Here is a 25613-nt window from a genome sequence, read left to right on the forward strand (position 1 = left end):
CCCCCAAACCGGGGAGCCGCCCTTTTCCGCTAGCTAATTCACTCGTTCTCGGCTTCGCCGTTCTCGCCGGTGCCGATGCTCACCGGCGGAGCGTCGGGAACCGAGGACGGACGCTTTTCGCCCCGGAAGGTGAAGTGCGCCTCGTCGTCGCGGTCCTCGGGGTTGCCGCTCCAGCCCTCGACGTCGACCACGATGATCTGCCCCGGCTCGACCTCGCCGAACAGGATCTTCTCCGACAGCTGGTCCTCGATCTCGCGCTGGATCGTGCGACGCAGCGGCCGGGCGCCGAGCACCGGGTCGAAGCCGCGCTTGGCCAGCAGCGCCTTCGCCTTTTCGGTCAGCTCGATCTCCATGTCCTTGGCCTTGAGCTGCGTCTCGACCCGGCCGATCATCAGATCCACCATCTGGATGATCTGTTCCTGGTTGAGCTGGTGGAAGACGATGATGTCGTCGATCCGGTTCAGGAACTCCGGGCGGAAATGCTTCTTCATTTCCTCGTTGACCTTCTGCTTCATCTTCTCGTAGCGGTTCGTCGAATCCGCTCCGGAGGAGAAGCCGAGGCTCACGGACTTCGAGATGTCCGAGGTGCCCAGGTTCGAGGTGAAGATCAGCACCGTGTTCTTGAAGTCGACCGTCCGGCCCTGACCGTCGGTCAGGCGACCGTCCTCCAGCACCTGCAGGAGCGTGTTGTAGATCTCCTGGTGCGCCTTCTCGATCTCGTCGAACAGCACCACCGAGAACGGCTTGCGCCGCACCTTCTCGGTCAGCTGCCCGCCCTCTTCGTAGCCGACGTAGCCCGGAGGGGCGCCGAACAGCCGCGAAGCGGTGTAGCGGTCGTGGAACTCGCCCATGTCGATCTGGATCAGCGCGTCGTCCTCGCCGAACAGGAACGACGCCAGCGCCTTCGACAGCTCGGTCTTACCCACACCGGACGGGCCGGCGAAGATGAACGAACCGGACGGGCGCTTCGGGTCCTTCAGGCCCGCACGCGTGCGGCGGATCGCCTGCGAGACGGCCTTGACCGCGTCCTCCTGGCCGATGATGCGCTTGTGGAGCTCCTCCTCCATGCGCAGCAGCCGGGTCGTCTCCTCCTCGGTGAGCTTGAACACCGGGATGCCGGTCCAGTTGGCCAGCACCTCCGCGATCTGCTCGTCGTCCACCTCGGCGACGACGTCCAGGTCGCCGTCCTTCCACTGCTTCTCGCGCTCGCCCTTCTGGCCGAGGAGCTGCTTCTCCTCGTCGCGCAGCCGCGCGGCCCGCTCGAAGTCCTGCGCGTCGATCGCGGACTCCTTGTCCCGGCGCACGTCGGCGATCTTCTCGTCGAACTCGCGCAGGTCCGGCGGAGCGGTCATCCGGCGGATCCGCATCCGGGCCCCGGCCTCGTCGATCAGGTCGATCGCCTTGTCCGGCAGGAACCGGTCGTTGATGTAGCGGTCGGCCAGCGTCGCGGCCGCCACCAGCGCCGAATCGGTGATCGAGACGCGGTGGTGCGCCTCGTACCGGTCGCGCAGACCCTTCAGGATCTCGATCGTGTGCTCCAGCGACGGCTCGCCCACCTGGATCGGCTGGAAACGACGCTCCAGCGCGGCGTCCTTCTCGATGTACTTGCGGTACTCCTCGAGCGTGGTCGCGCCGATCGTCTGCAGCTCGCCCCGGGCCAGCATCGGCTTCAGGATCGACGCCGCGTCGATCGCGCCCTCGGCCGCGCCCGCGCCGACGAGCGTGTGCAGCTCGTCGATGAACAGGATGATGTCGCCGCGGGTCTTGATCTCCTTGAGCACCTTCTTCAGGCGCTCTTCGAAATCACCGCGGTACCGCGAACCGGCGACCAGCGAGCCCAGGTCGAGGGTGTAGAGCTGCTTGTCCTTCAGCGTCTCGGGCACCTCGCCCTTGACGATGCTCTGCGCGAGCCCCTCGACGACGGCGGTCTTGCCGACGCCCGGCTCGCCGATGAGCACCGGGTTGTTCTTGGTCCGGCGGGACAGCACCTGCATGACCCGCTCGATCTCCTTGCCGCGCCCGATGACCGGGTCCAGCTTGCCCTCCCGGGCGAGCACGGTCATGTTGCGGCCGAACTGGTCGAGCACCAGCGACGACGACGGCGTGCCCTCGCCGCGGCCGGAACCGCTCTCGGCGGACTTCTCGCCGGTCTGGTAGCCCGACAGGAGCTGCAGCACCTGCTGACGGACCCGGTTGAGGTCCGCACCGAGCTTCACCAGCACCTGCGCGGCGACGCCCTCGCCCTCGCGGATCAGACCGAGCAGAATGTGCTCCGTGCCGATGTAGTTGTGCCCCAGCTGCAGCGCCTCGCGCAGCGACAGCTCCAGCACCTTCTTCGCCCGCGGCGTGAACGGGATGTGCCCGCTCGGAGCCTGCTGGCCCTGGCCGATGATCTCCTCGACCTGCTGGCGCACGCCCTCGAGGGCGATGCCCAGCGACTCCAGCGCCTTGGCGGCGACACCCTCACCCTCGTGGATCAGACCCAGGAGGATGTGCTCGGTGCCGATGTAGTTGTGGTTGAGCATCCGGGCCTCTTCCTGGGCCAGGACGACCACCCGCCTCGCGCGGTCGGTGAACCTCTCAAACATGCGCACTCCCTCGACTGCTGCGTCGGCGGCCCGTAACCTCCGCGGATCGCGTCCACGGCGGACAGCACCGTGAGACCACTCTAGTAGCCAAGCGGTCGCGCTTGCGTACCACTACGGCTTCCGGCGGCCCCTTCGCACCCGGACGGCGACCCGGTCGGTCACCGCTCTTCATCCGGTTGCGCTGCACCTTTACTCCCCTTCGAACGTACGGGACCGGATCAGGATTCCGCCCCGGCGCCCCTGTCCGCTCAGCGCGAACACCCCCGCGTGTCCGGGTGGTCTCACCCCCTTGGCCACCCGATTGGCGCAATCACGCGGCATATGTAAGGTTAGGCACACCTAATACAACTGGCAGGGGTGGCCCGATGAACCCGCAGCGCTCGCGCGACGACGCCCGCGAGATCGGAGACGGTCTCGCGTCCTCCGTGCTGCGCGCCAGCGCCCGGTACGAGCTGCGCCGCGACGTCCCTGAGGGCTGGTTCCGCTGCGCTGACCTCCTGGAACAGCCCTCGTTGTTCGGCGAATGGCGGTCGCGGCTGACCGATTGGCTGCTTGACCAGCACGGCGCAGCACCAGCGCGGACAGCGGCCAGCTATGTCATGTCTTGGTACCTGTACGTCCCCGCGTACGTGGGCGCGCTGCTGCTGCACCACGAGCGCCGAGTGCCGTCGCTCGAGCCGGAGCAGCTCGCGTTCGGTCTCGGCCCCGACCGCCCGCATCCGGAGGGCATGGCCGTGCTCGGCGACGCCTTCTACTGCCTGCCCAGCGACCCGGGAAGCGTCCGCCCGGAGGCCACCGTCGTACAAGACGAACGCGCGCTTGCCGCTGTGCTGCGCGCGCAGTTCATTCGCCACGCTGCGCGCTTCGTCCACGCCTACGCCCAGAGCACCCGACTCGGCCGTCGCATGCTCTGGGCGGCCGCTACAGACGCGCTGGACGGTGCGCTGTGGCGAGTCGGCAAGCAGGGCGGAACAGCCGAGGCCGAGGGCGCTGGCGTCGCGGATGCCGCGTTGGTGCTCGACGCGCAGTACCGCCCGCTGACCTCGGCGTCCACCTTGCGCATGGCCGTCAACGACGACGGACACCGGGTTTGGCAGCGCCGCCGGGAGAGCTGCTGCTTCTCCTATCTCCTGCCCGGCGAAGCGGAGTGCGACAGCTGTCCGCGCGTCTGCCGCCGCTGATCTCCATCGAGTGAAATCTCAGGCGTACGGGTCCCGTCCCGTCGCGCCCAGCGCCCGGTGCAGCACCGGAGCGGTTTCCGGCACCGCGACTTCCGGGCCGAAGACACCGCCGGCGCGGGCCTTCTCGCCCATCCCGGCAGCGAACGCGAGAACCACCTCGGCGGCTTCGTCCGGACAGTTCAGCTCGGTGCCGCTCGCCCGAGTCAGATCCCAGGCGTGCGCGACAAGCTCGACGAGCACCATGTCACCGACCACCGCGGCGGGCAGTTCGGATCCGCCGAAGGTGACGGTGCCAGTCCACGCCTCCGGCGGGGCGAGCGCGGCGAGCACGTCGTCGATCATCGCCTCCAGCGCCTTCGGCCAGTCGTCCCCGACCAGGGAGGCCTCCGCCTCAGTCGGCGCGGGCGGTTCGTAAGGCTGGTGCCGGATCGCGGCGGCGAGCCACGGGCCCCAGTAGAGAAGGTGGTTGAGAAGGCCGCGAACGTCGTAGTCGGCGCACGCGGTCGGCGCGGTCAGCGACGGGGCGGCCGCCGCGACGCGCCGCAGTTCGGCGGCTGCCGGGGCGAGCAGTGCGGAGTGATTCGACATGCGCCCGAGCCAACCACCCGTCGCGGCGTCCGTCTTGAAATTACGCGACGCACTACTGTTTTCAGCCATGCGGCGGATCCCGAGCGGCATCCTGAACGAGCGGACGGCTCGCACCAAGTTCACGCTGACCCGGCATCCGCCCGCCCCGGAACTGCGCGATTTCGTGGAACACCACTGGATCCTGCGCTGGAACCTCGCCGAACCCCACGAACAGCACGTGCTGCCGAATCTGTCGGTGCACGTGACGTTCTTCCCCGGCGCGTGCGGGGTTTACGGTCCGGCGCACCGGCTTTTCACCCACCGGCTCAGCGGACGCGTGCACGGGATCGGGGCCCGGATCCGGCCCGGATGTTTCCGCCCGTTCCTCGGCGCCCCGGTGCGCGCCCTCGCCGATCGCTCGGTCGCCGTGGCCGAGATCTTCGGGCCGGCCGCCGCGCGCGCGGAAAAATCCATCCGGAATGCGCGAACCGACGCGGAAATGATCACTGCGATCGACAACTTGCTGATCGCATGCCGCCGTCCCATTCCTCCCGAGACCCGGGCGGCCGCGGAGGCGGTGGAAACAATCGCCGCGGATCCCGGGATCACCCGGGTCGCGGAACTGGCGGCGGCGCTCGGACTGTCGATCCGGGCAGTGCAGCGGTTGTTCGCCGAGCACGTCGGAACAACGCCGAAGTGGGCGATCCGGATTTACCGCCTCAACGAAGCCGCGCGGTTGCTGGCCGCACCGATCCAGCCGGATTACGCGGAACTGGCGGCTCGGCTGGGCTATAGCGACCAATCTCACTTCATCCGCGATTTCCGCGCGGTGACCGGAGCCCCTCCCGCGGAGTACGCCCGTTCCGCTCGCCGGCTGATCTCCTGCACCCCGGACGGCGCAAAGCCGGGAAACTAATGCGGAACGCCGAACGGCCGCCGGGAATGTTCCCGACGGCCGTTCGGCGTGCAGTCCGCGAAGACTGGTCTCTCCTGGTTCGCTAACCGGAGGACCGCTTCCGCGAGTTCCGGAAATGCCCGGTCAGTTCTTCTTGTGGTAAGCCTCGACGACCTCCGACGGGATGCGTCCGCGGTCGGAAACCTGGAAACCGTTCTTGCGGGCCCACGCGCGAATCGCCTGGTTCTGCTCGCGGTCGACCGCGGCCGGGCGGGCCGGGGACTTGCCGCCGGCGACCGGACGCAGCGGCGCGCGCTTGCGGCCGCCGGCGCGGCGCGCGTGCTCGACATACTGCGCCAGCGCGTCCCGCAGTTCCTCGGCGTTTTCGCTCGACAGGTCGATCTGGTAGCTCACACCGTCCAAACCGAACTCGACGGTCTCTTCCGCCTCACTGCCGTCGAGGTCGTCGACCAGAGAGACCAGCACCTTCTGTGCCATCTGATTCCTCCTGCGGGGCTTGCCCGAATGATCTGGCTACATGATCTGGTTTCGGGGCAAGCCCCGAGCTACAGAAGTCTTTGACACCCATATTAATACCCGCTTGCCCCGCCGTAGGCAAATCCGCATTGAGAAAATCTCGACCGCGCGGCGAGCGCCGACCTATTCGGGCCGTACGAGCGGGAAGAGGATCGTCTCGCGGATACCGAGCCCGGTGAGTGCCATGAGCAGCCGGTCGATCCCCATTCCGACCCCGCCGCTCGGCGGCATTCCGTACTCGAGCGCGCGCAGGAAATCCTCGTCGAGACGCATCGCCTCGCTATCCCCGGCGGCGGCGAGGCGCGCCTGTTCGGTGAGCCGCTGCCGTTCCACGACCGGATCCACCAGCTCGGAGTATCCGGTGGCGAGTTCGAATCCGCGCACGTACAGGTCCCACTTCTCGGCCACGCCCGGACGGCTGCGGTGCTGCCGGGTGAGCGGAGACGTCTCGAGCGGGAAATCCCGGACAAATGTGGGGGCGTGCAGTCCGTCGCCGACGAGGTGTTCCCACAGTTCTTCGACGAGTTTACCGTGCGCTAGCTTGGGATCCACCTCGATCTCGCGCGCCGCGGCGATCTTGTGCAGTGCTTCCGCGGGCGTATCCGGCGTCACTTCCTCGCCGAGCGCTTCCGAGAGCGACTCGTACATGCCGAGTGTCGTCCATTCGCCGGAAAGGTCGTACTCGGTTCCGTCGGCGAGAGTGACGACCTGGGTGCCGAGCACGTTCTCCGCGGCCTCCTGGATGAGTTCCCGGGTCATCACGGCATTCGTGTCGTAAGTGGCGTACGCCTCGTAGTACTCGAGCATCGCGAACTCCGGCGAGTGCGAGGAGTCGCTGCCCTCGTTGCGGAAGTTCCGGTTGATCTCGAAAACTTTCTCGATCCCGCCGACCACGCAGCGCTTGAGGTACAGCTCCGGCGCGATGCGCAGGTACAGCTCGAGGTCGAAGGCATTGGAATGCGTGACGAACGGCCGGGCCGCGGCCCCGCCGTGCAGCGTCTGCAGCATCGGCGTCTCGACCTCGGTGAATCCCCGGCGATGGAACGACTCGCGCAGCGAGCGCATCACGCCCGAGCGCGTGCGCACCACGTCGCGGGCGCGCGGGCGCATAATCAGATCGACATAACGCTGGCGGATTCGCGTTTCCTCGGCCAGCTCCTTGAACGCGACCGGCAGCGGGCGCAACGCCTTCGCCGCGATCTGCCAGCTGTCGGCCAGCACGGAAAGCTCGCCGCGCTTGGAAGTGATCACCTCGCCGTGCACGAATACGTGGTCGCCGAGATCGACATCGGACTTCCACGCGGCGAGAGACTCCGCCCCGACCTGCGCGAGACTCAGCATCGCCTGCAGTTCCGTGCCGTCGCCCTCACGAAGAGTGGCGAAACACAGTTTGCCCGTATTGCGGAGAAACATGACGCGACCGGTGACGCCGACCGTCTGGCCGGTGCTGGTGTCGGCTTCGAGACCGGAATGTTCGGCACGGATCTGCGCGAGAGTGTGCGTCCGCGGAACCTCTACCGGGTAAGGATCGGCGCCCTCCGCGATTATCCGGTCGCGCTTGTCCCGGCGCACCCGCATCTGTTCGGGCAGGTCGTCATCGGGCAGTGCGTCGGACGCGGGGAATTCGGTCATGGCCATAGCGTACGAAGCCGCTGGTGAACCGCGTCAACCGGATTCCCCTTCCGGGGCACTCACGGTATTAAGGTGGTTACTCGTGAGCGATCCCGGCACTGATGCGGAACTGCGCGCCCGGCGGGCTTCTTCGTTCGGCGGCCAAGCGAGCGCCTACGCCCGGCACCGCCCGGACTATCCCCGGACGGCACTCGAATGGGGCATGTCCGGTGCGAACCGGCCGGTCCGCGACGTGCTGGACCTGGCGGCGGGCACCGGAAAACTCACCGAGGGACTGGTCGCCCTCGGCCGCTCGGTGACCGCGGTCGAACCTGATCCGGGCATGCTCGCCGAACTGTCGCGGCGGCTGCCGGACGTTCCCGCGCTGCTCGGCAAGGCCGAGGACATCCCGCTGCCGGACGAATCGGTGGACGCGGTATTCGTCGGCCAGGCCCTGCACTGGTTCGCTTTGGCGCCGGCGTTCGAGCAGATCCGCCGGGTCCTGCGGCCGGGCGGGGTCGTGGCCGCGCTGTGGAATCACGACGACGAATCCGTGCCGTGGGTGCTCGAATTCTCCCGGCTGGTGCGCACCGGCGTCAGCCGCGGGTTCGCCGAACCGGACCAGCCGCTGCGCGCGGACGGCTTCGGCCCGTTCGAGCGGGAGCGGTTCACCCACTCGCACCGCCGCTCGATCGACTCGCTGCTGGCGACCGTGGCCACGCATTCGCTTCTGCTGGTCGCGTCGGACGAAGAGCGAGAGCGCCGGCTCGCCGAAGCGCGGGCGTACCTCGAAACTGTTCCGCATGCCGGAACCGGCGAATTCGACTATCCGCTGGTCACCACGGTTCTGCGGGCCCGGCGGAGCTGAGCGGCGACCGAAATCACCACCTCGGGCCGGCCGCGAAGTGCTAATTTCGGAAGCGGCGGTGCTCCCGCCCCGGACGAGCGCGTCGTACCCGGTCACGACAAGACGGCGCAGTGAACGTAACCGTCACTGCGAAAGGTTCTCTGGTCATGGCTTGGCTCGTTCTCGTTGTTTCCGGATTTCTCGAAACCGTGTGGGCCGCGGCGCTCGGCGCTTCGAAAGGCTTCAGCAAGCTCTGGCCGAGCCTGCTCTTCGGCGGCGCGCTGCTGCTCAGCATGTCCGGTCTCGCGTATTCCTTGCGCGAAATTCCGCTCGGCACCGGATACGCGGTGTGGGTCGGCATCGGCGCGGTGGGGACCGCGGTCTACGGGATCGTCGCGATGAACGATCCGCTCACCGTCGGCCGGATCACCTGCCTAGTGCTGATTGTCGCCGGGGTCGTCGGGCTGAAACTGTTCCACTGATCTTCATCCGAGCGCGATCTCCAGCCCGCGCAGCCGCTCCGGCGCGGAAATCACGTCGATCCCGGTAATCAGGTCACCGTCGAAAACGAACGTGAGGACCACGGCCAGCCGGCCGCGCGGGGCGAGCACCAGACCGGGAACGCCGTCGACCAACGCGACCTGCGTGCTGCGCGCGACTTCCGATGCGAGCAGCGCGCCCTTGCTGACCGCTCGGACGCCGCGTAGCACCACCGGCGCCGCGCCGGTGTCCGAGTGCAGCACGACGTCGGGGTCGAGCACCTTCAACAGTCCCGCGAAGTCGCCCTCGCGAGCAGCGGCCAGGTACGCCTCGACGACGCCGCGCCGCTTGCTCGCGTCCGCTGGCCCGGCTTCTCCGCCACGCACCCGGCGACGGGCCCGGCTGGCCAGCTGCCGGACCGCCGCCGGACTGCGGTCGAGGATCTGCGCGATGTCCTCGAACGGCACCGCGAACATGTCGTGCAGGACGAACGCGATCCGTTCGGCCGGGCCCAGAACGTCGAGTACCACCAGCATCGCCAGGCCGACGGAATCGGCCAGCTGGGCTTCTTCGGCGAGGTCGGCGCCGTCGTCGCCGCGGTCGAGCGGGAACGCGTCCAGCGAGTCCTCGCGGCGGCGTTCACGCGCGCGCAGCAGGTTCAGGCACACCCGCGCCACCACCGTGGTGAGCCAGGCAGGGAAATTCTGCACTTCGGAGATGTCCGCGCGGTCGACGCGGAGCCAGGCTTCCTGCACCGCGTCGTCCGCCTCGGCGAGCGAACCGAGCATCCGGTAGGCGACCCCACGGAGCCGCGGCCGCTGTTCCTCGAATTGGACCGCGAGCAGGTCTCTTCCATCCACCTGTCTGTCACATCTCCTTCATGGGCGGGTTCATCCCAGTAGGACACCCCCCAGTGCCCAAACCCAGCGGCACTGTACCCGGAAGGAATTGCCATGACGACGATCTTGGTCACCGGCGGCACCGGCACCCTCGGCAAGCTGGTCGTTCCCGCTCTCGGCGACGCGAAGGTGCGCATCCTCAGCCGCACCGCGAACGGCCCCGGCCGGTTCGCCTGCGACCTGAGGACCGGTGAAGGGCTCGCCCCCGCGGTCGACGGCGCCGACGTGGTCGTGCACCTGGCCGGCGGCCCGAAAGGCGACGACGTGACGACCGCGAATCTGGTCCGCGCCGCCGAGCGGGCGGGAGTCGGCCACCTGGTCTTCATTTCGGTGATCGCCGCGGACGCGGTGCCGCTGGGCTATTTCCGCCGCAAGCACGAGGCGGAAAAGCTCGTCGCCGCGTCGGACGTGCCGTCGACGATCCTGCGTGCGGCCCAGTTCCACGGTTTCTGCCTCAATGCCGTGCGGGCCGCGGCGAAACTGCCGATCGTGCCGGTTCCCGCGATCACTTTCCAGCCGGTCGACGCCCGGGAAGTGGCCGAGCGGATCGCCGCGCTGGCGCTCGGCGGCCCGGCCGGACGGGTACGGGATCTGGCCGGGCCGAAGGTGTACCGCATGGGCGAGCTGGTCGACAAGTATTTGCGGGCCAGCGGCCGCCGGCGGGGGAAAATGCCGATGCGGATTCCCGGCGCGGCCGGAAAGGTCTATCGGGCGAACGGCAACCTCAACCTCGACGCGGACACCGGCGTCCGCACTTTCGAGGATTACCTCGCCGAGCAGTTCGGCTAACGCACATTCCGTTCGTACACCAGCCGCAGGCCGAGCAGCGTCAGGTCCGGCACGTGTTCCTTGATCGTCTCGGATTCGCCCAGCACCAGCGGGGCGAGGCCGCCGGTGGCGATCACCGTGACCGGCTCCGAGCTGTCGTGCCGCAATTCGCGCACGATCCGCCGGACGAGCCCGTCGACCTGGCCGGCGAACCCGTACAGAATGCCGGACTGCAGGCATTCCACGGTGTTCTTGCCGATCACCGAACGCGGCGGGACGAGTTCCACTTTGCGCAGCGCGGCCGCGCGGGCGGCGAGCGCGTCCACCGAGATTTCGATGCCCGGAGCGAACGCCCCGCCGAGGAATTCGCCCCGGGCCGAGATCGCGTCGACGTTCGTGGAGGTGCCGAAATCGACCACCACGCACGCGGTGGCGTGCAAATGGTGCGCGGCAAGGGTGTTCACCAGCCGGTCCGCGCCGACTTCCTTCGGATTGTCCACCAGCAGCGCGACCCCGGTGCGCACGCCGGGCTCGACCACGACCTTCGGCACCCGCGCGTAATAGCGGCCGAGCATCACCCGCAATTCCCGCAGCACCGCGGGAACCGTGGACAGCGCGCTGATCCCGGTGACCGCGTCGGCGTGCGGGCCGAGCAGGCCGCGCACGGTGAGCGCGAGTTCGTCCGCGGTCATCCGCGCGTCGGTGCGCATCCGCCAGTCACCGACCAGTTCGGCGCCCTGGTAGAGGCCGAGCACGATATTGGTGTTGCCGACGTCGACAGTGAGCAGCAACGAGGTCTTCCTTACTGCGGCTCGCGACCGCCGCCGGGACAGGTTCAGTTTTCGGCGTGCAGCAAGGCGTCGAGCCGGCGCGCGTCCGCGGTTTCGGCCACCGGGAAGGTCATCGTGTCCTCTTCGGGCAGTGTGACCGTGCCGCTCAGCAGACCCGATCCGTCCGGGGCGTGCGCCGGGTCGTGCCCGCGCTCGACGATCCGGTTGTAATCGTCCACGAAAATCACCCGCGGCCGGTAGGTCCGGGCCTCCGCGTCGTCCATCTGCCCGTAGGCGATCAGGATGACCAGGTCGCCCGGGTGCACCAGATGCGCGGCGGCGCCGTTGATGCCGAGCACGCCGCTGCCGCGCTCGCCGGTGATCACGTAGGTTTCCAGCCGCGCGCCGTTCGTGACATCCACAATGGACACCTGCTCGCCCTCGAGCAGATCGGCGGCTTCCATGAGGTCCTCGTCGACCGTGACCGAACCCACGTAGTGCAGGTCGGCCTGGGTCACCGTGGCCCGGTGGATCTTCGATTTCAGCATCGTGCGATACATCGTGGACTCTCCCTATTCCCCTGCGTCCGGATCCGCGCTCGGATGTTCCACGGCTTTTCCGAGCAGCACTCCCGCGTTGTCGATCAGCCGGGTACTCCCCACCCGGGCCGCGACCAGCAACCGCGCCTCTCCGTCGACGGGCGCCGGCCCCAAATCGGTTCCCCTCAATTCCAGGTAATCCACTTCCACCTGGGGACGAGCCGCGAGCGTCTTCCGCGCCATCTCCAGCACGGCCTCGGCTCCGTCCCGCCCGACGTGCGCCCCGGCCGCCAAAGCGGCCGACAGCACCACGGCGTCTTCGCGTTGTTCCGGCGTCAGGTAGACGTTGCGCGAGGACAGCGCCAGGCCGTCCGGCTCCCGGACCGTCGGCACCCCGATGACGCGGGTGTCGATGTTCAGGTCCGCCACCATCCGCTTGATGAGCACCAGCTGCTGGTAGTCCTTCTCCCCGAAGAACGCGTAATCCGGGCGCAGCAGGTTGAACAGCTTCGCGACGACCGTCAGCACCCCGGAGAAATGCCCGGGCCGGGCAGCGCCCTCGAGCTCGTCGCCGAGCGGGCCGGGGTGCACAGTGACCATCGCGTTGTCCGCGTAGAGGTCCGAGGCCTTCGGCGTGAAGGCGAGTTCGGCCCCTGCTTCGGACAAGGTCGCCAAGTCGGCCTCGAGCTGCCGCGGGTACGCCTCGAAGTCCTCGCCCTCGCCGAACTGCAGCGGGTTCACGAAGATCGACGCGGCGACGACGGTGTTCGGCAGCCGCTTCGCGCGGCGCAGCAGTTCGCGGTGGCCGTCGTGCAGCGCGCCCATGGTGGGCACCAGCGCGACCTTCCGGCCGACGCTGCGCAGCGCCTGGCTCACCTTGCTGATGTGCTCGGGCGGCTGGAACGTGTTGAGCGTTCCGCGCTGGAATTTCGGTGTCGTCACGGAGTCTGTCCTTCGGCGGGGTCGGCGAGAAGATCGGTCAGTTCGCCCGCGGCCGCGGGATCGAGCAGGCCGGCGGCGCGGGACCGTTCGGCGGTGCGCCGGGCCAGCGCCCGGTAGGCCGGGGCGATCTGCGGCGCCCGTTCCGTGAGCACGTCGAGGTGCTTGCGGACGGTGCCGAGATCACCACGCGGGACCGGTCCGGTGAGGGCGCGGTCCCCGTGGCGAAGGACATTGTCCAATGCCGCCGAAAGCAGCGGTGCGACGAGTCGTTCCGGTTGTCCGATTCCGGCGTCGCGCAGGGTTTCGGTGCAGTCGGCGACCAGCGTCATCAGGTGATTCGCGCCGTGTGCCAGCGCCGCGTGATACAGGGCCCGCGCGGATTCGGGGATCCGCACCGGTTCGGCGCCCATCTCGACCGCGAGCGCTTCGCCGACGTTCCACGCCGCGTCGTCGTCCGGCGCCGCGGTGACGCCGATGCTGGCCGAGACAAGCCGTTCCAGGTCTTCCTCGCGGCCGGTGAAGGTGAGCACCGGGTGCAGCGCGAGCGGCAGCGCACCGGCTTCCGCGGCCGGGGCCAGCACGTCGATGCCGTGCGCACCCGAGGTGTGCACCACGATCTGGCCCGCCCGTACCGAATTCGTAGCGACCAGGCCACGGACGGTGCCGGCGAGCGCGTCGTCCGGCAACGCGAGCAACACGAGATCGGCTCTCCGCACGACTTCGTCGGGCGGCAGCAAGGGGACCTCCGGCAACAGCCGTTCCGCGCGGTTCAGCGAAGCCGCGGACAGGCCCGAAGCGGCGACTACGGTGTGGCCTGCCCTGGCCAATGCCGCACCGAGGACACTGCCCACGCGGCCGGCGGAAACGACGCCCACGGCAAGGCGGGCCGGTCGGTTCATGGCGTGCGCCTGTGGACGCTCATGGCTCGAAACTCCTCATGTTCGTTCCAGTCCCGCTCTTTCGTCGCGGGTACCAGACGACGGCGCGAGAGTAGCCCCGACCCGGGCGGATCGCGGTGCCTGGGTGACCAGCTTCACCCGGGGCGCCCCATCGCGCCCGTACCTTATTGGTGCGCGGCTTCGCGCGGCCCCCGCTACCGCGAATCCCCCGGTGGGACGCCACTTTTGGCACGGTCGAGCTACCCCGGACGGGGAACGTTCACCGATTGTCGCGATTGTTCGCCAATCGCACCGCATCCGCGCGTGCTTCCCGCAGTGCCTGCAACAACTCTTCCTGCCGCCGCCGGTCCTGTTCGGTGCGCAGCCGGGTGCGCCGGAGGAATGCGAGTTCGGTCACGCTTGCCTGATATCGCCCGACCGCCCGCGCGGCCGCCCGCCCGGATTCCTTGCGCGCCTGCTTCCGCCACTGCCGTCGCCCGGACAAACTGGCGAGCAGATCGATCTCCGACGGCGCGATCCACCGCGCAGCCGCCATCTTCGGCAGTGCGGCGGCGACAATCCGCTGTTCTCTCCGACGCTGCACCACGATCACGTAGATCGCGGCGATCAGCAGCGGCAAAATGACCAGGAAATACAGCGTGAGGAAGGACTTCCCGCCGTTGAGCGTGGCCGCGGCGTTCCAGAGCGCGTGCAGGAACACCCCGGCGAGATACCCGGCGAGCGGCGCGAGGATCCGGATCCACCGCTGCGCGTACCGAGCCGCGATGCCGAACCCGATGCCGGTCATGGCGGTGAACAGCGGATGCGTGAACGGCGAAAGCACGCCCCGCACGAGGAAAGCGGCGAGCACGCCAGAGCTGGTGCCGTCGCCGAAGCCATGGTCAGCGAAGGCGCGGCCGAAGTAATAAATGTTCTCGGTAAAGGCGAACCCAGCGGCGGCGAACCCCGCGTAGACGACCCCGTCGACGATCCCGTCGAATTCCTGGTTGCGCCGCCAGAAGATCAACAGGACAAAGACGCCCTTCGCGGCTTCCTCGACCAGCGGCGCGGAGACCAGCGCACTCACTTTGCTGCCGTTGCCCCCGCCGAGAAGCAGGTCCCCGAACGCTTCCGCCCCGGTGTTGATCAGCAAGGCGGTGACGGTGGCAATGCAAGCGCCCCAAGCGAAAGCGATCAGAAGCAGTTTCGCCGGCTCCGGCTCCCACCGATCCACCCAGAGCAACCCGGCGACCACCACGCCCACCGGCAGCAACGCCGCGACCACCCCGATCGCGACGGCCAGCCACCCGACGCGCGCAGTCGCGAGCCCGAAGAGAAAAAGCCCGCACAACGCCACGACGATCAACCCGAGCACCGGAAGGAGCACGGTGATATGCCGCGAACGAGGCGAAGTGGACGCAGAACCCGGCGGCGTAGCGGAAAGGGTGCCGTTCACGAGCGGTCACCATACGCAGGGCCCAGCAGCGACGCCGGTTGGACGTGCGCTGTTCAGCCCTCTGCGGGATATCGCGAGTGACACTCGCTAAACGCCGTGAGGGCCACCGCCACGCCCCCGATTCCCCCAGAGCTCACTCACACCCACCCGCCACCCAAAACCGCAGCCCGCACACCCAACGATCGAGGCCTCAGCCCACCGCGCCCCAACCGCCGCCGCTGCACCCAACCATCGAGGCACCCAGCCCCCGCCCGGCCAACGATCGGGCCGTGGGTTTGCTACGTGCTCCGAGGCACCCAGCCCCCGCCGCTGCACCCAACCATCGAGGCACCCAGCCCTGGCCCTGCACCCCGATACGAAGCCAAACTGCGGACGGCGGGTGCTTGTCAAGGCATCTTTCCCGCCTTGACAAGCACCCGCCGTCCGTCAGCACAATCAAGCTTCGGGGTGCCCCACGCACTCACCACGGCAATGTCGCCGCCAGGCGACGAGCCGACGCCGACCCCCGGAAGGACTCAATCCTCCGCCCGACGCCGCCGCCGAGGACTCCCGTCAGTCTTCCCATTCGCCGCAAGCAGCTCAGTCACCGACCGACCCGAAGCGTGATGCCCGGTCGAGGCCGCGCCCGCGGACCGGCGCCCGGACTCTTCCCCCGCACTCTCCCCGGCAGAAGCCTCCCATGCAGGCGGCTCCCCTTCCGGCCGCCGCCGACGCCCGCCCGACGAGGGAGCCGGGGACGACTCCGGCTCCGGACGACGCCGCCGCCCGCCGGTCCCGCTGCTGACCGAACTGCGCACCGCCTCCGGCAACGTCGGATTGACCGAGTCCGAACCCGGAGCGCCGTGCCGCCCAGTAGGCGTGTCCTCGGCCAACGGCGACAAATCCGTCCGCGAGAACTGCTCCAGCCGCGACGGCGCGCGAGTCTGCGACTCCACCGCGGTTTCCTTCTCCGGCACCGCTTTCTCCTTCGGGGCAGGCTCTGCATGTCGATGCGCTGGCGGTTCGACCGGAGGAGAGACCGCCGTCTGCTCCGCGGGTTCCGGCCGCTTCGGAGCGGGCCGCGCCGACAGCCGGGGCACCGGCCGCTCCTCCTTCACCGCTGGCTCGGGCTTGCTCACCGGCGCGACAGTCCGGGTCGGCTGCGCGTCGGGGGCCGGCCGCCGAGGCGGCTCCGGCGCGTCCTTCTGCGGCCGCGCAGCTCGCGGCGCGCCCGCGCCGCGCGGCTCCCGAACCCGCTCCGCCTCACGAGGCGACGGCTCAGTCACGTTGCGCGCGACCTCGTCCTGCTCGAACGGCTCCGGAATGACGTGCGATCCGGAGTGGCGCTCAGTTTCCGGCGGCTCCGGCGCACGGTCGCCACGCGGCTTCGGCGCACCCCCACGGGGACCACGCTCGGCCGGCGGCTCCGGTGCCGCGCCGCGGGCAGGCCGCCGGGCAGGCGGCTCCGAGCCGCCATTGCGGGGCTCACGCGCGGCAAAGGCGTCCGCCACGCTGGCGCGCCCCTCGTGCGGACCCGAGTCGCTACGGGGCACGAACGCCTCCGCCAGGTTGGCGCGCGCCTCGCGGCGCGGAGCCGGGCTGTCCGCTTCGACGTCGTCCTCGAACGGCTCCGGCTCGGCGGGCGGCTCCGGACGCTTCGGCTTGAGCCGCGGCATCTGCTGGGTGCGCAGCTGAGTCGAACGGTCGCCCTTCGGCGCGGAACCGTTCAGTCCGGCGGCGATCGAACCGTTCGCACCGGAAGTCCCGTTGGCGCCATTGGTCTTCGCGGTCCCGTTCGCCGGCCGGCGGCCCGCGGGATTCGCGTCGAGCACCCGGTCCATCAATTCGGTCGGCCGCTCCGGGACATCGACCACCGGCTTCTTCGGAGCGAGCAGCTGAGCCGGTTTCTTGCCGTTGCCGTTCTTGGTCTCGGAACCGGCCGAAACGAGCCGCTGCTCGTCGTTCAGCGAACGCATCCGGGTCGCCTGCGCGGTGAGCGCGACGCGTTCGAGCAGCACCTCGCCGCCGAACAGCGATTGCAGGCTTTCGCGGAGCGCAGCCACTTCGGCACGGAGCGCATCCAGTTCTTCGCGCGATTGTGCCTGCGCGGCCTCGCGCGCTTCCGTTTCGAGTTCGAGTTCGTATTCGCGCCGGGCCGCGATTTCGCGTTCCAGCTCGAGTTCGTATACCGCCTGCGCCTCGGCGACCGCGTCCTCGCTGTGCGCCGCGTTCTTGCGGGCCCGGACAGCCAGGAAGGCGCCGATCAGGGCAGCCCAGAGCGCGGCGACGATCCCGAGCCGGAGGTACCGGAGGTCGTCGCTCAGCACCAATGCGAGGGTGGCGCCGACGGCGAGGAGCAATCCGACGACAAGCCACGGCCTGCCAGGGCGGCGGCCGTGCGAGTCGTCACCCACGCCAGTCATGCCTGACACCGTACCTTCTGGTGATCCGAATGAGACCTAGTCGGTACTTCGAGCGGCGCCATCGAAGCGTTAACCGGTCGTCGTACCGCGGTCGTCCGGCGGGGTCCGGCAGCAGTGCTCGAGCCACAAACCGGCAGCTACGAGCAGCGCCGACGAGACCGCCCCGACGACCGCCGACTTGCTGTCGGAGACCGCTGCGACGAGTTCGTCACGTCGCGGGAAAACGTAGAGGAACGCGGCCAGCCAGCCGCCGCCGAGAAACGCCCCGGCCAGCGAAGACGCCTTCGCCAGCGCCACCGCCCTGGCGATCCCGACCGCTTCCCCGTGCACCCGGCCGGACTTGATCCGCGACCGGATCGACAACGCCAATCCCGCCTCGGCGACCGCGAGCACCGCGAAAGTCACCCCGGCGAGCAAGGGCAGCTGCGGCAGATCGCCGTAAGCGGCCTGGAACAGCACGTAGACCACGGCGAGGCCGAGGACCGCGGCCACGACCAGGTCCCGGGACCGCGTGAAGTGCATGCCTCCACCGTACCGAGCCGGTTCTGGCAGGCTTGACTCTCCAGTGACTGGAGACTCCACGATGCCTGACATGCCTGCCCCGACGGTCTTCACGATCGGCGAACTGTCCCGGCGCACCGGGCTGCCGGTGAAGACCATCCGGTTCTACTCCGACGAGGGCCTGCTCCCGCCCACGCAGCGGACCGGAGCCGGCTACCGGCTGTACGACGCGCACGCGCTCGCCCGGCTGGAGCTGGTGCGGACGCTGCGCGAGCTGGGCATCGGCCTGCCCGACGTCTCCCGCGCACTGGCGCGCGAGACGACCGTGCGCGACCTGGCGACCAGCCACGTCGACGCCCTCGACGAGCAGATCCGGCGGTTGCGGCTGCGCCGCGCGGTCTTGCGCGCGGTGCTGAAACGGGATTCCGAACTGGAGGAAGTGAAACTGATGAATCGCATCGCCCAAATGCCGGACGAGGAACGCCGCCGTCTGGTCGACGAGTTCTGGGCCGAAATGATGGAAGGGCTCAACGTCGATCCGGAGTTCTACGCGCGCATGCGATCGGCGAAACCGGATCTTCCGGATGATCCGACGCCGGAACAGCTGGAGGCCTGGATCGAATTCGCCGAGCTCGTGCAAGACCCCGGATTCCGGCAGTCCATCCGCGCGATGAGCGAGCGGCATTCGACCGCGCGGGAAACCGGCGAGTACGAGCGGCCGGCGAAGGCGCAGCAGGAGAACTGGACCGCCTGGATGGACGACGCCCGGTCCGCGCTCGATGCGGGTCACGCGCCGGACTCCCCGGCCGGACGGGCGCTGGCGGACGCGATCGCGACCGCTTCGGCCCGGCCCGGCCAGGACCCGGCCGACCCGGCGGTCCGCGCCAAGCTGGCCGACGGCATCGCCGCCGGGGCGGATCCGCGCGCCGAGCGGTACTGGCAGTTGCTCGCGACGATCAACGGCTGGCCCGCCATCCCGAGCCGCCAGGAGGAAGTGCGGTTCCTGCTGGCGGCGCTGCGGGCCTGACCCCCTAGACCAGGGTCAGGCCGGGCCGCAGGACCACGCCCGCCCGGTCGGCTTCCGGCAGCCGGGCGAGCAGGTCCGCGGCCCGGCCGTGCCCGGGCACCTCGGCGTCCGGGTCGATCTCGAGCCACGGGATCAGCACGCTCGCCCGGTCCGGCGTCCCGGGATGCGGCAGGAGCAGCTCCGGATCGTCGGACGTCACGCCCTGCACTGTCACTATGTCGACATCGAGCGTGCGCGGGCCCCAGCGCAGTTCACGCACCCGGCCCGCCGCCTGTTCGGCCGCCTGCCCGGCACGCAGCCACGCCCAGTGGTCGCGTGCCGGGTCGTCGACGATGCACAGCGCGTTCAGGAAATCCGGCTGGTCCTCGACGCCCCACGCTTTCGTCTCGTACACGCCGGACACCGCGACGAGCGCCGGGCGCACCGCGTCGACCGCGCTGCGCAGGTACCCGAGCCGGTCGCCGAGGTTGGAGCCCAGCGACAGGACCGCGCGGCTCACCGCTCCCGCCGGATGGTGACCGCGACGTCATCGAACGTCAGAGGAATCGGCGCGGACGGCTTGTGCACCGTGACCTCGACGGCGGTCAGCCGGTCGTCGTGCATGACCTCGTCGGCGATCTTCCCCGCGACGCTCTCGATCAGGTCGTACGGCTCCCCGGCGACGATCCCCGCCGCGAGTTCGGCCAGCTCGCCGTAGTGCAGCGTTTTGGTCAGGTCGTCCGACGCCGCGGCCGGCCCGAGGTCGAGCCACGCGACGATGTCGATGCCGAATTCCTGACCGTCGCGCTTCTCGTGTTCGAAGACCCCGTGCCGGCCGAACACGCGCAGTCCGGTGAGCGTGATGCGGTCAGCCATCGGCCCGCCCTTGCTGCCAGGCCGCGGCCACCGCCACGGCGTCCAGTGAAGCCCCCACCTCGTGCACCCGCACGCCCCAAGCCCCCGCAGCCGCGGCCAGCGCCGAGATCGACGCGGTGGCGATCTCGCGGCCGTCCGGCGGCCTCGGCACGCCGTCCTTCCCGGCCAGCAGCCGGCCGAGGAAACGTTTGCGCGAAGCCCCCACCAAAACCGGGAAACCCAAGCCCAGCAACGAATCCAGCCCGTGCAGCAACGCCCAGTCGTGCTCGGCGTGCTTCGCGAACCCGAGCCCCGGGTCGAGCACGATCTCGCTTTCGGACACCCCGGCCGCGATCGCCTCGTCGACCCGCTGCAGCAGCTCGCCGCGCACCTCGGCGACGACATCGGTGTACGTGGCCAGCGCGTTCATGTCCTTGCTGTGCCCGCGCCAGTGCATCAGCACCCACGGCGCCTTGGTTTCCGCCGCGACCCGGCCCATCGCCGGATCGGCGAGCCCGCCGGAAACGTCGTTGATCACCTTCGCACCCGCCGCCACCGCGGCTTCCGCGACCGCGGCCCGCGTGGTGTCGACGGACAGCACGACGCCCTCGGAAGCCAGCTGCCGGATCACCGGCAAGACGCGCGCGGCCTCGGTCTCCGCGTCGACCCGCGAAGCTCCGGGCCGCGTCGATTCGCCGCCGACGTCGATCAGGTCCGCGCCGCGCGCCCACATCTCGCGCGCGTGCTCCAGCGCCTGGTCGAGATCGAGGTAGCGACCGCCGTCGGAGAACGAATCCGGTGTCACGTTCAGCACGCCCATCACCGCGCACCGCCCCGGCCGGGGGATCACCGGCGCCCCCGGATCAGCTCGATCGCCTCGGCCCGCGACGTCGCCGACGACCGCAGCATCCCGCGCACCGCCGACGTGGTGGTCCGCGAACCCGGCTTCCGGATCCCGCGGACCGACATGCACAAATGCTCGGCCTCGACGACCACGATCACGCCGCGCGGCTCCAGCTTCCGCACGAGCGCGTCGGCGATCTGCGAGGTGAGCCGCTCCTGCACCTGCGGACGGCGAGCGTAGAGATCGACCAGCCGGGCGAGCTTGGACAGCCCGGTGACCTTGCCGTCTCCGTTCGGGATGTAGCCGACGTGGGCCACGCCGTGGAAGGGCAGCAGGTGGTGTTCACAGTTCGAATACATCGGGATGTCCGTGACGAGCACGAGCTCCTCGTGCGATTCGTCGAACGTCCGCGCCAGCACCTCGTCCGGATCGGTGTAGAGGCCGGCGAACATTTCCTGGTAAGCGCGAGCGACCCGGGCCGGGGTGTCCTGGAGACCGTCCCGATCCGGGTCTTCGCCGCAGGCGAGCAGCAGCTCGCGAACGGCGCGCTCCGCCCGGTCCTGATCGAAGACCGGGCGGCTGCCGTCTTTACTGCTTGTCTGATCCGTCGACGTCACGCCGATGCTGCCCCTCGTCCGGCTGCTGGCCGTTCGCGCCGTCGGCGAACCAGCCCTGCTCACGCGGACGGTCTTCGGCGGGGCGCCACGGCTGCTGGCCGCCCGGGGACGTCGCCGGGGTCCAGCCCGGAGGCGCCCCGTAGTTCGGCGGTCCGCTCTGCGCACCGCCCGGGCCACCGGGCTGGTAGCCGCCGCCTGCCGGACCGCCCGGCTGCTGCTGACCACCATACGGCTGGCCCCAGCGGCCGGTGCCGTTCGGCCCGCCCGGACGGCCGCCGTTGGGCGGCGGGGCGTACGGGTTCGCGTTCGGGTCCGGCGCCTGGTACGGCGGGCCCCCGGGCAGTTCGCCCGCGCCCGGGGCCGTGGCGACCGGGGTCGGAGCGGGCTGCAGGGCACGCTTTTCCTTCTCCGGAGCAGGCGGCGGCCACGGCTCGCCGCGCTCCATCGCCAGCTCGCCCGGGGTCTTGATCGGCGGCTTGTCCGACGGCGTGCGCTCGCCGAACTCGTTGAAGACGGTGATGTGCGGGCGCTTCTCGACCGTCGCGAAGATCCGCTCGAGGTCCTTGCGCTGCAGGGTTTCCTTCTCCAGCAGCTCCATGACCAGGTTGTCGAGCACGTCGCGGTAGGTGTTCAGCACGTGCCACGCCTCGGTGTGCGCGGTCTCGATGAGCTTGCGCACCTCCTCGTCGATCTCGTGCGCCACCTCGAGCGAGTAGTCCGCCTGCCGCCCCGCGGACCGGCCGAGGAACGGGTCGCCCTGCTCCTGGCCGTACTTCACCGCGCCCAGCCGCGCGCTCATGCCGTATTCGGTGACCATCGCGCGGGCGATCTTCGTCGCCTGCTCGATGTCCGACGACGCGCCCGTGGTGGGCTCGTGGAACACGAGTTCCTCGGCCGTGCGGCCGCCCATCGCGAACACCAGCCGCCCGATCATCTCCGACCGGGTCATCAGCTGCTTGTCGTCCTCCGGCACCAGCAGGGCGTGCCCGCCGGTGCGGCCGCGCGGCAGGATCGTCAGCTTGTACACCGGTTCGATGTCCGGCATCGCCCACGCGGCGAGCGCGTGCCCGCCCTCGTGGTAGGCGGTGATCTTCTTCTCCTTCTCGGAGATGATCCGGCTCTTGCGCGCGGGACCGCCGACCACGCGGTCGACCGATTCCTCGAGCGCGGCGTCGGTGATCACGTGCCCGTTCTCGCGGGCGGTGAGCAGCGCGGCCTCGTTCAGCACGTTGGCCAGGTCCGCACCGGACATGCCGACGGTGCGCTTGGCCAGCCCGGTCAGGTCGGTGCCCTGCGCGATCGGCTTGCCCTTGGCGTGCACCTCGAGGATCGCCTTGCGGCCGAGCAGGTCCGGCGCGGACACCGGGATCTGCCGGTCGAACCGGCCCGGGCGCAGCAGCGCCGGGTCGAGGATGTCCGGCCGGTTGGTGGCCGCGATCAGGATGATGCCGCCGCGGGCGTCGAAGCCGTCCATCTCGACCAGCAGCTGGTTCAGCGTCTGCTCGCGCTCGTCGTGGCCGCCGCCGAGGCCCGCGCCGCGCTGGCGGCCGACCGCGTCGATCTCGTCCACGAAGATGATGCACGGCGCGTTCTGCTTCGCCTGCTCGAACAGGTCGCGGACTCGCGAAGCACCGACACCGACGAACATCTCGACGAAGTCCGAACCGGAGATCGTGTAGAACGGCACGCCCGCCTCGCCGGCGACCGCACGCGCCAGCAGCGTCTTACCGGTGCCGGGCGGTCCGTAGAGCAGCACGCCCTTCGGGATCTTCGCGCCGAGCGCCTGGTAACGCGCCGGGTTCTGCAGGAAGTCCTTGATCTCGTACAGCTCTTCGACCGCTTCGTCCGCGCCCGCGACGTCGCCGAAGGTGGTCTTCGGCATGTCCTTGTTGAGCTGTTTCGCCTTCGACTTGCCGAAGTTCAGGACGCGGTTCCCGCCGCCCTGGGCGTTGTTCATCATCCACATCAGCAGGCCGAGCACCAGCGCCAGCGGGATCGCGAAGATGAGGATCTGGGTCAGCAGGCTCTGCTGGGTGACCTTGGTGGTGAACTTGACCGGCTGGCCGCCGCTCTGCGCGGCGATCAGCTTGTCGTAGATCTCCTGCGTGGCACCCGCGGGGAACTGCGCGACGATTTTGTCAGTCTGCTGGCCGTCGACGTCGATCTTCTGCGCGAGCTGCAGCTTGAGCTGCTGCTCCTTGTCTTCGAGGCTGGCTTCCTTGACGTGGTTCTGGGCCACCTGGCCCATCGCCGTCGAGATGGGAGCCTGGGTGTAGCCACGATCGCTGTCGAAGATCGTGTTGTAGGCGAACAACGCCAGCAACCCCGCGACGATCCACAGCAGTGGGTTCCTGAGCACGCTCTTCCGGTTCATACGACTCGGCCCTTGCGGCCTCGACCCTCCCTGGTTGGGCGGATCCTGTGATACCCGCCATCGCGATCTTGACAACCCGTGGGCACCGCCGGGCACCCGTCCCACCAGGGTACCGTCCGGACGGGCGGGGAAGCCTGGCGAGCCTCTCGCAGGTCAACGGCCGATCCCGCGCCAGGGTTCCCGGTCCGGGACGACACGTCGGCCGGTTACCGCGTGTCGACCGCCACCGAGGCCACCATTTCACCCAGCCTGCTGCGCAGCGTGGGCGGGTCCGCCGGGGCGACGGTGACCCATTCGCGGCCGTCCGAACCCGCCCTCGACAAGCTCAAATACCGTCCGGTGGCGGTGTCGAACCAGCCCAGCACCCGCGACCGCTGCCGGGTTCCCAGCGGCGACCGGCTGTTCGCTGCCAGCTGACCGCCGCGCAGCCGCGGCTGGCCCGCGATGAGCGCGTAGGTCTCGCGCGGATCGACGGTGGCGCGCTCGCTGAGCGACTGCCGCTTCGCCCGCCGGCCGCCCTTTTCCTCGGGCTGGCCGCCGCCCGCGGCGACCGGAACCCGGATCGGCTGCGTGTGCAACGCCTCGTCCAGCGGCAGCGTGACCGACGCCTCACTGCCGCGCGGACCACCGGGCAGCAGTTCGACGATCGTGGAGACCAGTGCGTCCGGCGGGATCGGGCGCAGCCAGATGCCGTCCGCGTCCTGGATCGCGACCACGCCGGTGCGTTCGTCGCCCGCGGCGAGCAGCGCGACCGGATGCGCCTCGAACTGCGGGATGTGCAACGCGTCGATGGAGTGCGGAGCGCGCGCGAGCAGGGTCAGCCAGTCCTCGACGTCGGGTTCGACGCGGCCGCGCGCGTCGCGGATGCCGCGCGCCTTCAGCTCGGTGTCGACCCGGTGCCGCAACGACACGCGCTCGTCCATCGTCGCGCCGTGCGAACGCACGCGCAGCGGGTAGGGCAGCTCGCCCAGCTCCACGGATTCCCACAGGAAGTCGAACGCCAGCGGCGAGAAGAACTCTTGGTGCATCCGGTGCTGCTCACCCTCCGGTCAACGATTTCCGGCCCAGCGTAGCGCCGGATCGGCAGTCTTCAAGCGCCCCGACGCCGCGGTGGGCGCCTCCCGCGCGCCCGACGCGGCCTCGGAGCGGTCTCGGCTCAGCCGGATCCGGGCTGGTCGGCTCGGGTCAGAACGCGCCCGCGCTGGCCTGGTCGGCCACCCCGGCGAGCATTTCGCCGAGCCGGTGCCGCAGCGTCGCCGCGTCGGCGGGCGCGATGGTGATCCAGTCGCGGCCGTCGTGCCCCTGACTGGCCTGCGTGAAGTACCGGCCGGTTTCGGTGTCGAACCAGCTCAGCACGGTCGACCGGCTGCGGCCGCCGAGGCGGTTGCGGGCGTTCGCGCCGATCTGGCCGCCGCGCAGGCGCTGCTGGGCGTGCAGCCGGGCGAGTGCCTTGCGGTCCTCGTCCACGCTCGCACGGCCGGAGGCGTCGACCTGGTTGCCGCGCCGCTGCATGAAGTCGACCCCGGAAGCGCCGACCAGCTGCTCCAGCGGCACCGTGATCGACTTCTCGGTACCGCGCGGAGCGCCCGGCAGGAGCGAGATGATCGCCGTGGCCAGCCCGTCCGGCGCGCACGGGTGCAGGTGCAGCCCGCGCTGGTCCTGCACCGCGAACAGGCCTTCGCCGTTCAAGCTGCCCGCGACCGCGAGCAGCGGTTCGCCGTTCGGGTCGAGCAGCTGGACGGTGTCCAGGCTGACGTCCGGCGAGGCGAGAATGCCGAAGTAGTCCTCGACGTGCGGGGCGGGCCTGCCCCGGTTGTCCGCGAGCCCCCGGTCCGCCAGTGCGCCGAGCGTGCGCGTGCGCAGCGCCGAGCGCTCGTCCATCGTCGCGCCGTGCGAACGGATCCGCAGCGGATACGGCAGCTCGCCCATCCCGGCCGACTCCCACAGGAAGTCCACCTCGATCGGCGCGAGCAGCTCCGCGTTCGGCATCGACCAACCCCCTACCCCGAGTGATTGCGAACGCTGGCGGGCGCGTGACCGGTCCGGTCACGCGCCC

General features: G+C 69.7%; 24 protein-coding genes, 1 pseudogene and 1 riboswitch. Of the genes and pseudogenes, 6 read left to right on the forward strand and 19 right to left on the reverse strand.

The window, feature by feature from the left end; genetic code table 11:
• Positions 1-38 precede the first annotated feature (38 nt).
• Positions 39-2588, reverse strand: a complete 2550-nt coding sequence (locus L942_RS03460; protein WP_037354740.1) for an ATP-dependent Clp protease ATP-binding subunit — start codon at positions 2586-2588, stop codon at positions 39-41.
• A 365-nt stretch (positions 2589-2953) separates the two neighbouring features.
• Here L942_RS03460 and L942_RS03465 point away from each other — a divergent pair, with 365 nt between their 5' ends.
• Complete coding sequence (locus L942_RS03465) at positions 2954-3769, forward strand: (2Fe-2S)-binding protein (RefSeq protein WP_037354743.1); 816 nt, start codon at positions 2954-2956, stop codon at positions 3767-3769.
• Between the two features lie 18 nt (positions 3770-3787).
• On the opposite strand, the gene L942_RS03470 is transcribed toward L942_RS03465, so the two are convergent.
• Positions 3788-4357 carry a TIGR03086 family metal-binding protein gene (locus tag L942_RS03470; protein WP_037354746.1) on the reverse strand — a complete coding sequence of 190 codons (570 nt, stop codon included), beginning with the start codon at positions 4355-4357 and terminating at the stop codon, positions 3788-3790.
• 67 nt (positions 4358-4424) lie between these two features.
• Here L942_RS03470 and L942_RS03475 point away from each other — a divergent pair, with 67 nt between their 5' ends.
• A complete protein-coding gene (locus tag L942_RS03475; RefSeq protein WP_037354749.1) occupies positions 4425-5252 on the forward strand; it encodes a helix-turn-helix domain-containing protein in 828 nt (275 codons plus the stop codon).
• A 123-nt stretch (positions 5253-5375) separates the two neighbouring features.
• On the opposite strand, the gene L942_RS03480 is transcribed toward L942_RS03475, so the two are convergent.
• The gene (locus tag L942_RS03480) at positions 5376-5729 is read right to left on the reverse strand and encodes a histone-like nucleoid-structuring protein Lsr2 (RefSeq protein ID WP_037354752.1); all 354 of its coding nucleotides are present in this window, start codon (positions 5727-5729) and stop codon (positions 5376-5378) included.
• A 162-nt stretch (positions 5730-5891) separates the two neighbouring features.
• Complete coding sequence (lysS, locus tag L942_RS03485; protein WP_037354848.1) at positions 5892-7400, reverse strand: lysine--tRNA ligase; 1509 nt, start codon at positions 7398-7400, stop codon at positions 5892-5894.
• Positions 7401-7482: 82 nt separating this feature from the next.
• Here lysS and L942_RS03490 point away from each other — a divergent pair, with 82 nt between their 5' ends.
• Positions 7483-8247 carry a class I SAM-dependent methyltransferase gene (locus L942_RS03490; RefSeq protein WP_037354755.1) on the forward strand — a complete coding sequence of 255 codons (765 nt, stop codon included), beginning with the start codon at positions 7483-7485 and terminating at the stop codon, positions 8245-8247.
• A gap of 49 nt (positions 8248-8296) precedes the next feature.
• Positions 8297-8359, forward strand: a riboswitch (guanidine-III (ykkC-III) riboswitch).
• 34 nt (positions 8360-8393) lie between these two features.
• Complete coding sequence (locus L942_RS03495; protein WP_037354758.1) at positions 8394-8708, forward strand: DMT family transporter; 315 nt, start codon at positions 8394-8396, stop codon at positions 8706-8708.
• A 3-nt stretch (positions 8709-8711) separates the two neighbouring features.
• On the opposite strand, the gene L942_RS03500 is transcribed toward L942_RS03495, so the two are convergent.
• Positions 8712-9566, reverse strand: coding sequence for a sigma-70 family RNA polymerase sigma factor (locus L942_RS03500; protein ID WP_037354761.1), 855 nt, complete (start codon positions 9564-9566; stop codon positions 8712-8714).
• 93 nt (positions 9567-9659) lie between these two features.
• On the opposite strand from L942_RS03500, the gene L942_RS03505 reads away from it, so the two are divergent.
• Positions 9660-10394, forward strand: coding sequence for an SDR family oxidoreductase (locus L942_RS03505; protein WP_037354763.1), 735 nt, complete (start codon positions 9660-9662; stop codon positions 10392-10394).
• Here the strand turns inward: L942_RS03505 and L942_RS03510 are convergent.
• The 7 genes and pseudogenes from L942_RS03510 to L942_RS03540 form a co-directional block, all read right to left on the reverse strand.
• The gene (locus L942_RS03510; protein ID WP_037354766.1) at positions 10391-11164 is read right to left on the reverse strand and encodes a type III pantothenate kinase; all 774 of its coding nucleotides are present in this window, start codon (positions 11162-11164) and stop codon (positions 10391-10393) included. The genes L942_RS03505 and L942_RS03510 overlap by 4 nt on opposite strands.
• Positions 11165-11208: 44 nt before the next feature.
• Positions 11209-11703, reverse strand: coding sequence for an aspartate 1-decarboxylase (gene panD, locus L942_RS03515; protein WP_037354769.1), 495 nt, complete (start codon positions 11701-11703; stop codon positions 11209-11211).
• Between the two features lie 12 nt (positions 11704-11715).
• Positions 11716-12624, reverse strand: coding sequence for a pantoate--beta-alanine ligase (gene panC, locus L942_RS03520; RefSeq protein WP_037354771.1), 909 nt, complete (start codon positions 12622-12624; stop codon positions 11716-11718).
• A pseudogene (locus tag L942_RS03525) lies at positions 12621-13529 on the reverse strand (Rossmann-like and DUF2520 domain-containing protein); the annotation flags it as partial. The pseudogene L942_RS03525 and the gene panC, both read right to left, overlap by 4 nt.
• Positions 13530-13782: 253 nt before the next feature.
• Positions 13783-14889, reverse strand: a complete 1107-nt coding sequence (locus L942_RS03530; protein ID WP_037354778.1) for a PrsW family intramembrane metalloprotease — start codon at positions 14887-14889, stop codon at positions 13783-13785.
• Between the two features lie 584 nt (positions 14890-15473).
• The gene (locus L942_RS03535) at positions 15474-17360 is read right to left on the reverse strand and encodes a DUF6779 domain-containing protein (protein ID WP_037354782.1); all 1887 of its coding nucleotides are present in this window, start codon (positions 17358-17360) and stop codon (positions 15474-15476) included.
• A gap of 69 nt (positions 17361-17429) precedes the next feature.
• Positions 17430-17882 (reverse strand): DUF3180 domain-containing protein, encoded by a 453-nt coding sequence (locus tag L942_RS03540; protein WP_037354783.1) that lies wholly within the window; start codon positions 17880-17882, stop codon positions 17430-17432.
• Between the two features lie 70 nt (positions 17883-17952).
• Between L942_RS03540 and L942_RS03545 the strand changes: the two genes are divergently transcribed.
• Positions 17953-18888 (forward strand): MerR family transcriptional regulator, encoded by a 936-nt coding sequence (locus L942_RS03545; protein ID WP_037354786.1) that lies wholly within the window; start codon positions 17953-17955, stop codon positions 18886-18888.
• A gap of 4 nt (positions 18889-18892) precedes the next feature.
• Here L942_RS03545 and folK read toward each other — a convergent pair whose 3' ends face one another.
• From folK to L942_RS03580, 7 genes are all read right to left on the reverse strand, one after another.
• On the reverse strand, positions 18893-19387 hold the full coding sequence (gene folK, locus L942_RS03550; protein ID WP_037354788.1) for a 2-amino-4-hydroxy-6-hydroxymethyldihydropteridine diphosphokinase: 495 nt from the start codon (positions 19385-19387) through the stop codon (positions 18893-18895).
• Positions 19384-19743 carry a dihydroneopterin aldolase gene (folB, locus tag L942_RS03555; protein WP_037354792.1) on the reverse strand — a complete coding sequence of 120 codons (360 nt, stop codon included), beginning with the start codon at positions 19741-19743 and terminating at the stop codon, positions 19384-19386. Before folB ends, folK begins: the two co-directional genes overlap by 4 nt.
• Positions 19736-20542 (reverse strand): dihydropteroate synthase, encoded by an 807-nt coding sequence (gene folP / locus L942_RS03560; RefSeq protein ID WP_051165685.1) that lies wholly within the window; start codon positions 20540-20542, stop codon positions 19736-19738. Before folP ends, folB begins: the two co-directional genes overlap by 8 nt.
• Positions 20543-20568: 26 nt before the next feature.
• Positions 20569-21183: a GTP cyclohydrolase I FolE gene (gene folE, locus L942_RS03565; protein WP_037354797.1), complete on the reverse strand. Its 615-nt coding sequence runs from the start codon at positions 21181-21183 to the stop codon at positions 20569-20571.
• Positions 21155-23557 carry an ATP-dependent zinc metalloprotease FtsH gene (gene ftsH / locus L942_RS03570; RefSeq protein WP_037354801.1) on the reverse strand — a complete coding sequence of 801 codons (2403 nt, stop codon included), beginning with the start codon at positions 23555-23557 and terminating at the stop codon, positions 21155-21157. Before ftsH ends, folE begins: the two co-directional genes overlap by 29 nt.
• A gap of 206 nt (positions 23558-23763) precedes the next feature.
• The gene (locus L942_RS03575) at positions 23764-24585 is read right to left on the reverse strand and encodes an ESX secretion-associated protein EspG (protein ID WP_037354803.1); all 822 of its coding nucleotides are present in this window, start codon (positions 24583-24585) and stop codon (positions 23764-23766) included.
• Between the two features lie 157 nt (positions 24586-24742).
• Positions 24743-25546: an ESX secretion-associated protein EspG gene (locus L942_RS03580; RefSeq protein ID WP_037354806.1), complete on the reverse strand. Its 804-nt coding sequence runs from the start codon at positions 25544-25546 to the stop codon at positions 24743-24745.
• Between the last annotated feature and the right edge of the window lie 67 nt (positions 25547-25613).

The sequence above is a fragment of the Amycolatopsis orientalis DSM 43388 genome (assembly GCF_000411975.1).
Lineage (GTDB): Bacteria > Actinomycetota > Actinomycetes > Mycobacteriales > Pseudonocardiaceae > Amycolatopsis > Amycolatopsis orientalis_D.

Coding starts and splice junctions, on each gene's coding strand:
- L942_RS03535 (WP_037354782.1), bottom strand. CDS start 17,360: ATGACTGGCGTGGGTGACGACTCGCACGGCCGCCGCCCTGGCAGGCCG.
- folP (WP_051165685.1), bottom strand. CDS start 20,542: ATGGGCGTGCTGAACGTGACACCGGATTCGTTCTCCGACGGCGGTCGC.
- L942_RS03465 (WP_037354743.1), top strand. CDS start 2,954: ATGAACCCGCAGCGCTCGCGCGACGACGCCCGCGAGATCGGAGACGGT.
- L942_RS03480 (WP_037354752.1), bottom strand. CDS start 5,729: ATGGCACAGAAGGTGCTGGTCTCTCTGGTCGACGACCTCGACGGCAGT.
- L942_RS03475 (WP_037354749.1), top strand. CDS start 4,425: ATGCGGCGGATCCCGAGCGGCATCCTGAACGAGCGGACGGCTCGCACC.
- ftsH (WP_037354801.1), bottom strand. CDS start 23,557: ATGAACCGGAAGAGCGTGCTCAGGAACCCACTGCTGTGGATCGTCGCG.
- L942_RS03495 (WP_037354758.1), top strand. CDS start 8,394: ATGGCTTGGCTCGTTCTCGTTGTTTCCGGATTTCTCGAAACCGTGTGG.
- L942_RS03470 (WP_037354746.1), bottom strand. CDS start 4,357: ATGTCGAATCACTCCGCACTGCTCGCCCCGGCAGCCGCCGAACTGCGG.
- folB (WP_037354792.1), bottom strand. CDS start 19,743: ATGGCTGACCGCATCACGCTCACCGGACTGCGCGTGTTCGGCCGGCAC.
- L942_RS03580 (WP_037354806.1), bottom strand. CDS start 25,546: ATGCCGAACGCGGAGCTGCTCGCGCCGATCGAGGTGGACTTCCTGTGG.
- panD (WP_037354769.1), bottom strand. CDS start 11,703: ATGTATCGCACGATGCTGAAATCGAAGATCCACCGGGCCACGGTGACC.
- L942_RS03540 (WP_037354783.1), bottom strand. CDS start 17,882: ATGCACTTCACGCGGTCCCGGGACCTGGTCGTGGCCGCGGTCCTCGGC.
- L942_RS03460 (WP_037354740.1), bottom strand. CDS start 2,588: ATGTTTGAGAGGTTCACCGACCGCGCGAGGCGGGTGGTCGTCCTGGCC.
- L942_RS03575 (WP_037354803.1), bottom strand. CDS start 24,585: ATGCACCAAGAGTTCTTCTCGCCGCTGGCGTTCGACTTCCTGTGGGAA.
- L942_RS03505 (WP_037354763.1), top strand. CDS start 9,660: ATGACGACGATCTTGGTCACCGGCGGCACCGGCACCCTCGGCAAGCTG.
- lysS (WP_037354848.1), bottom strand. CDS start 7,400: ATGACCGAATTCCCCGCGTCCGACGCACTGCCCGATGACGACCTGCCC.
- L942_RS03545 (WP_037354786.1), top strand. CDS start 17,953: ATGCCTGCCCCGACGGTCTTCACGATCGGCGAACTGTCCCGGCGCACC.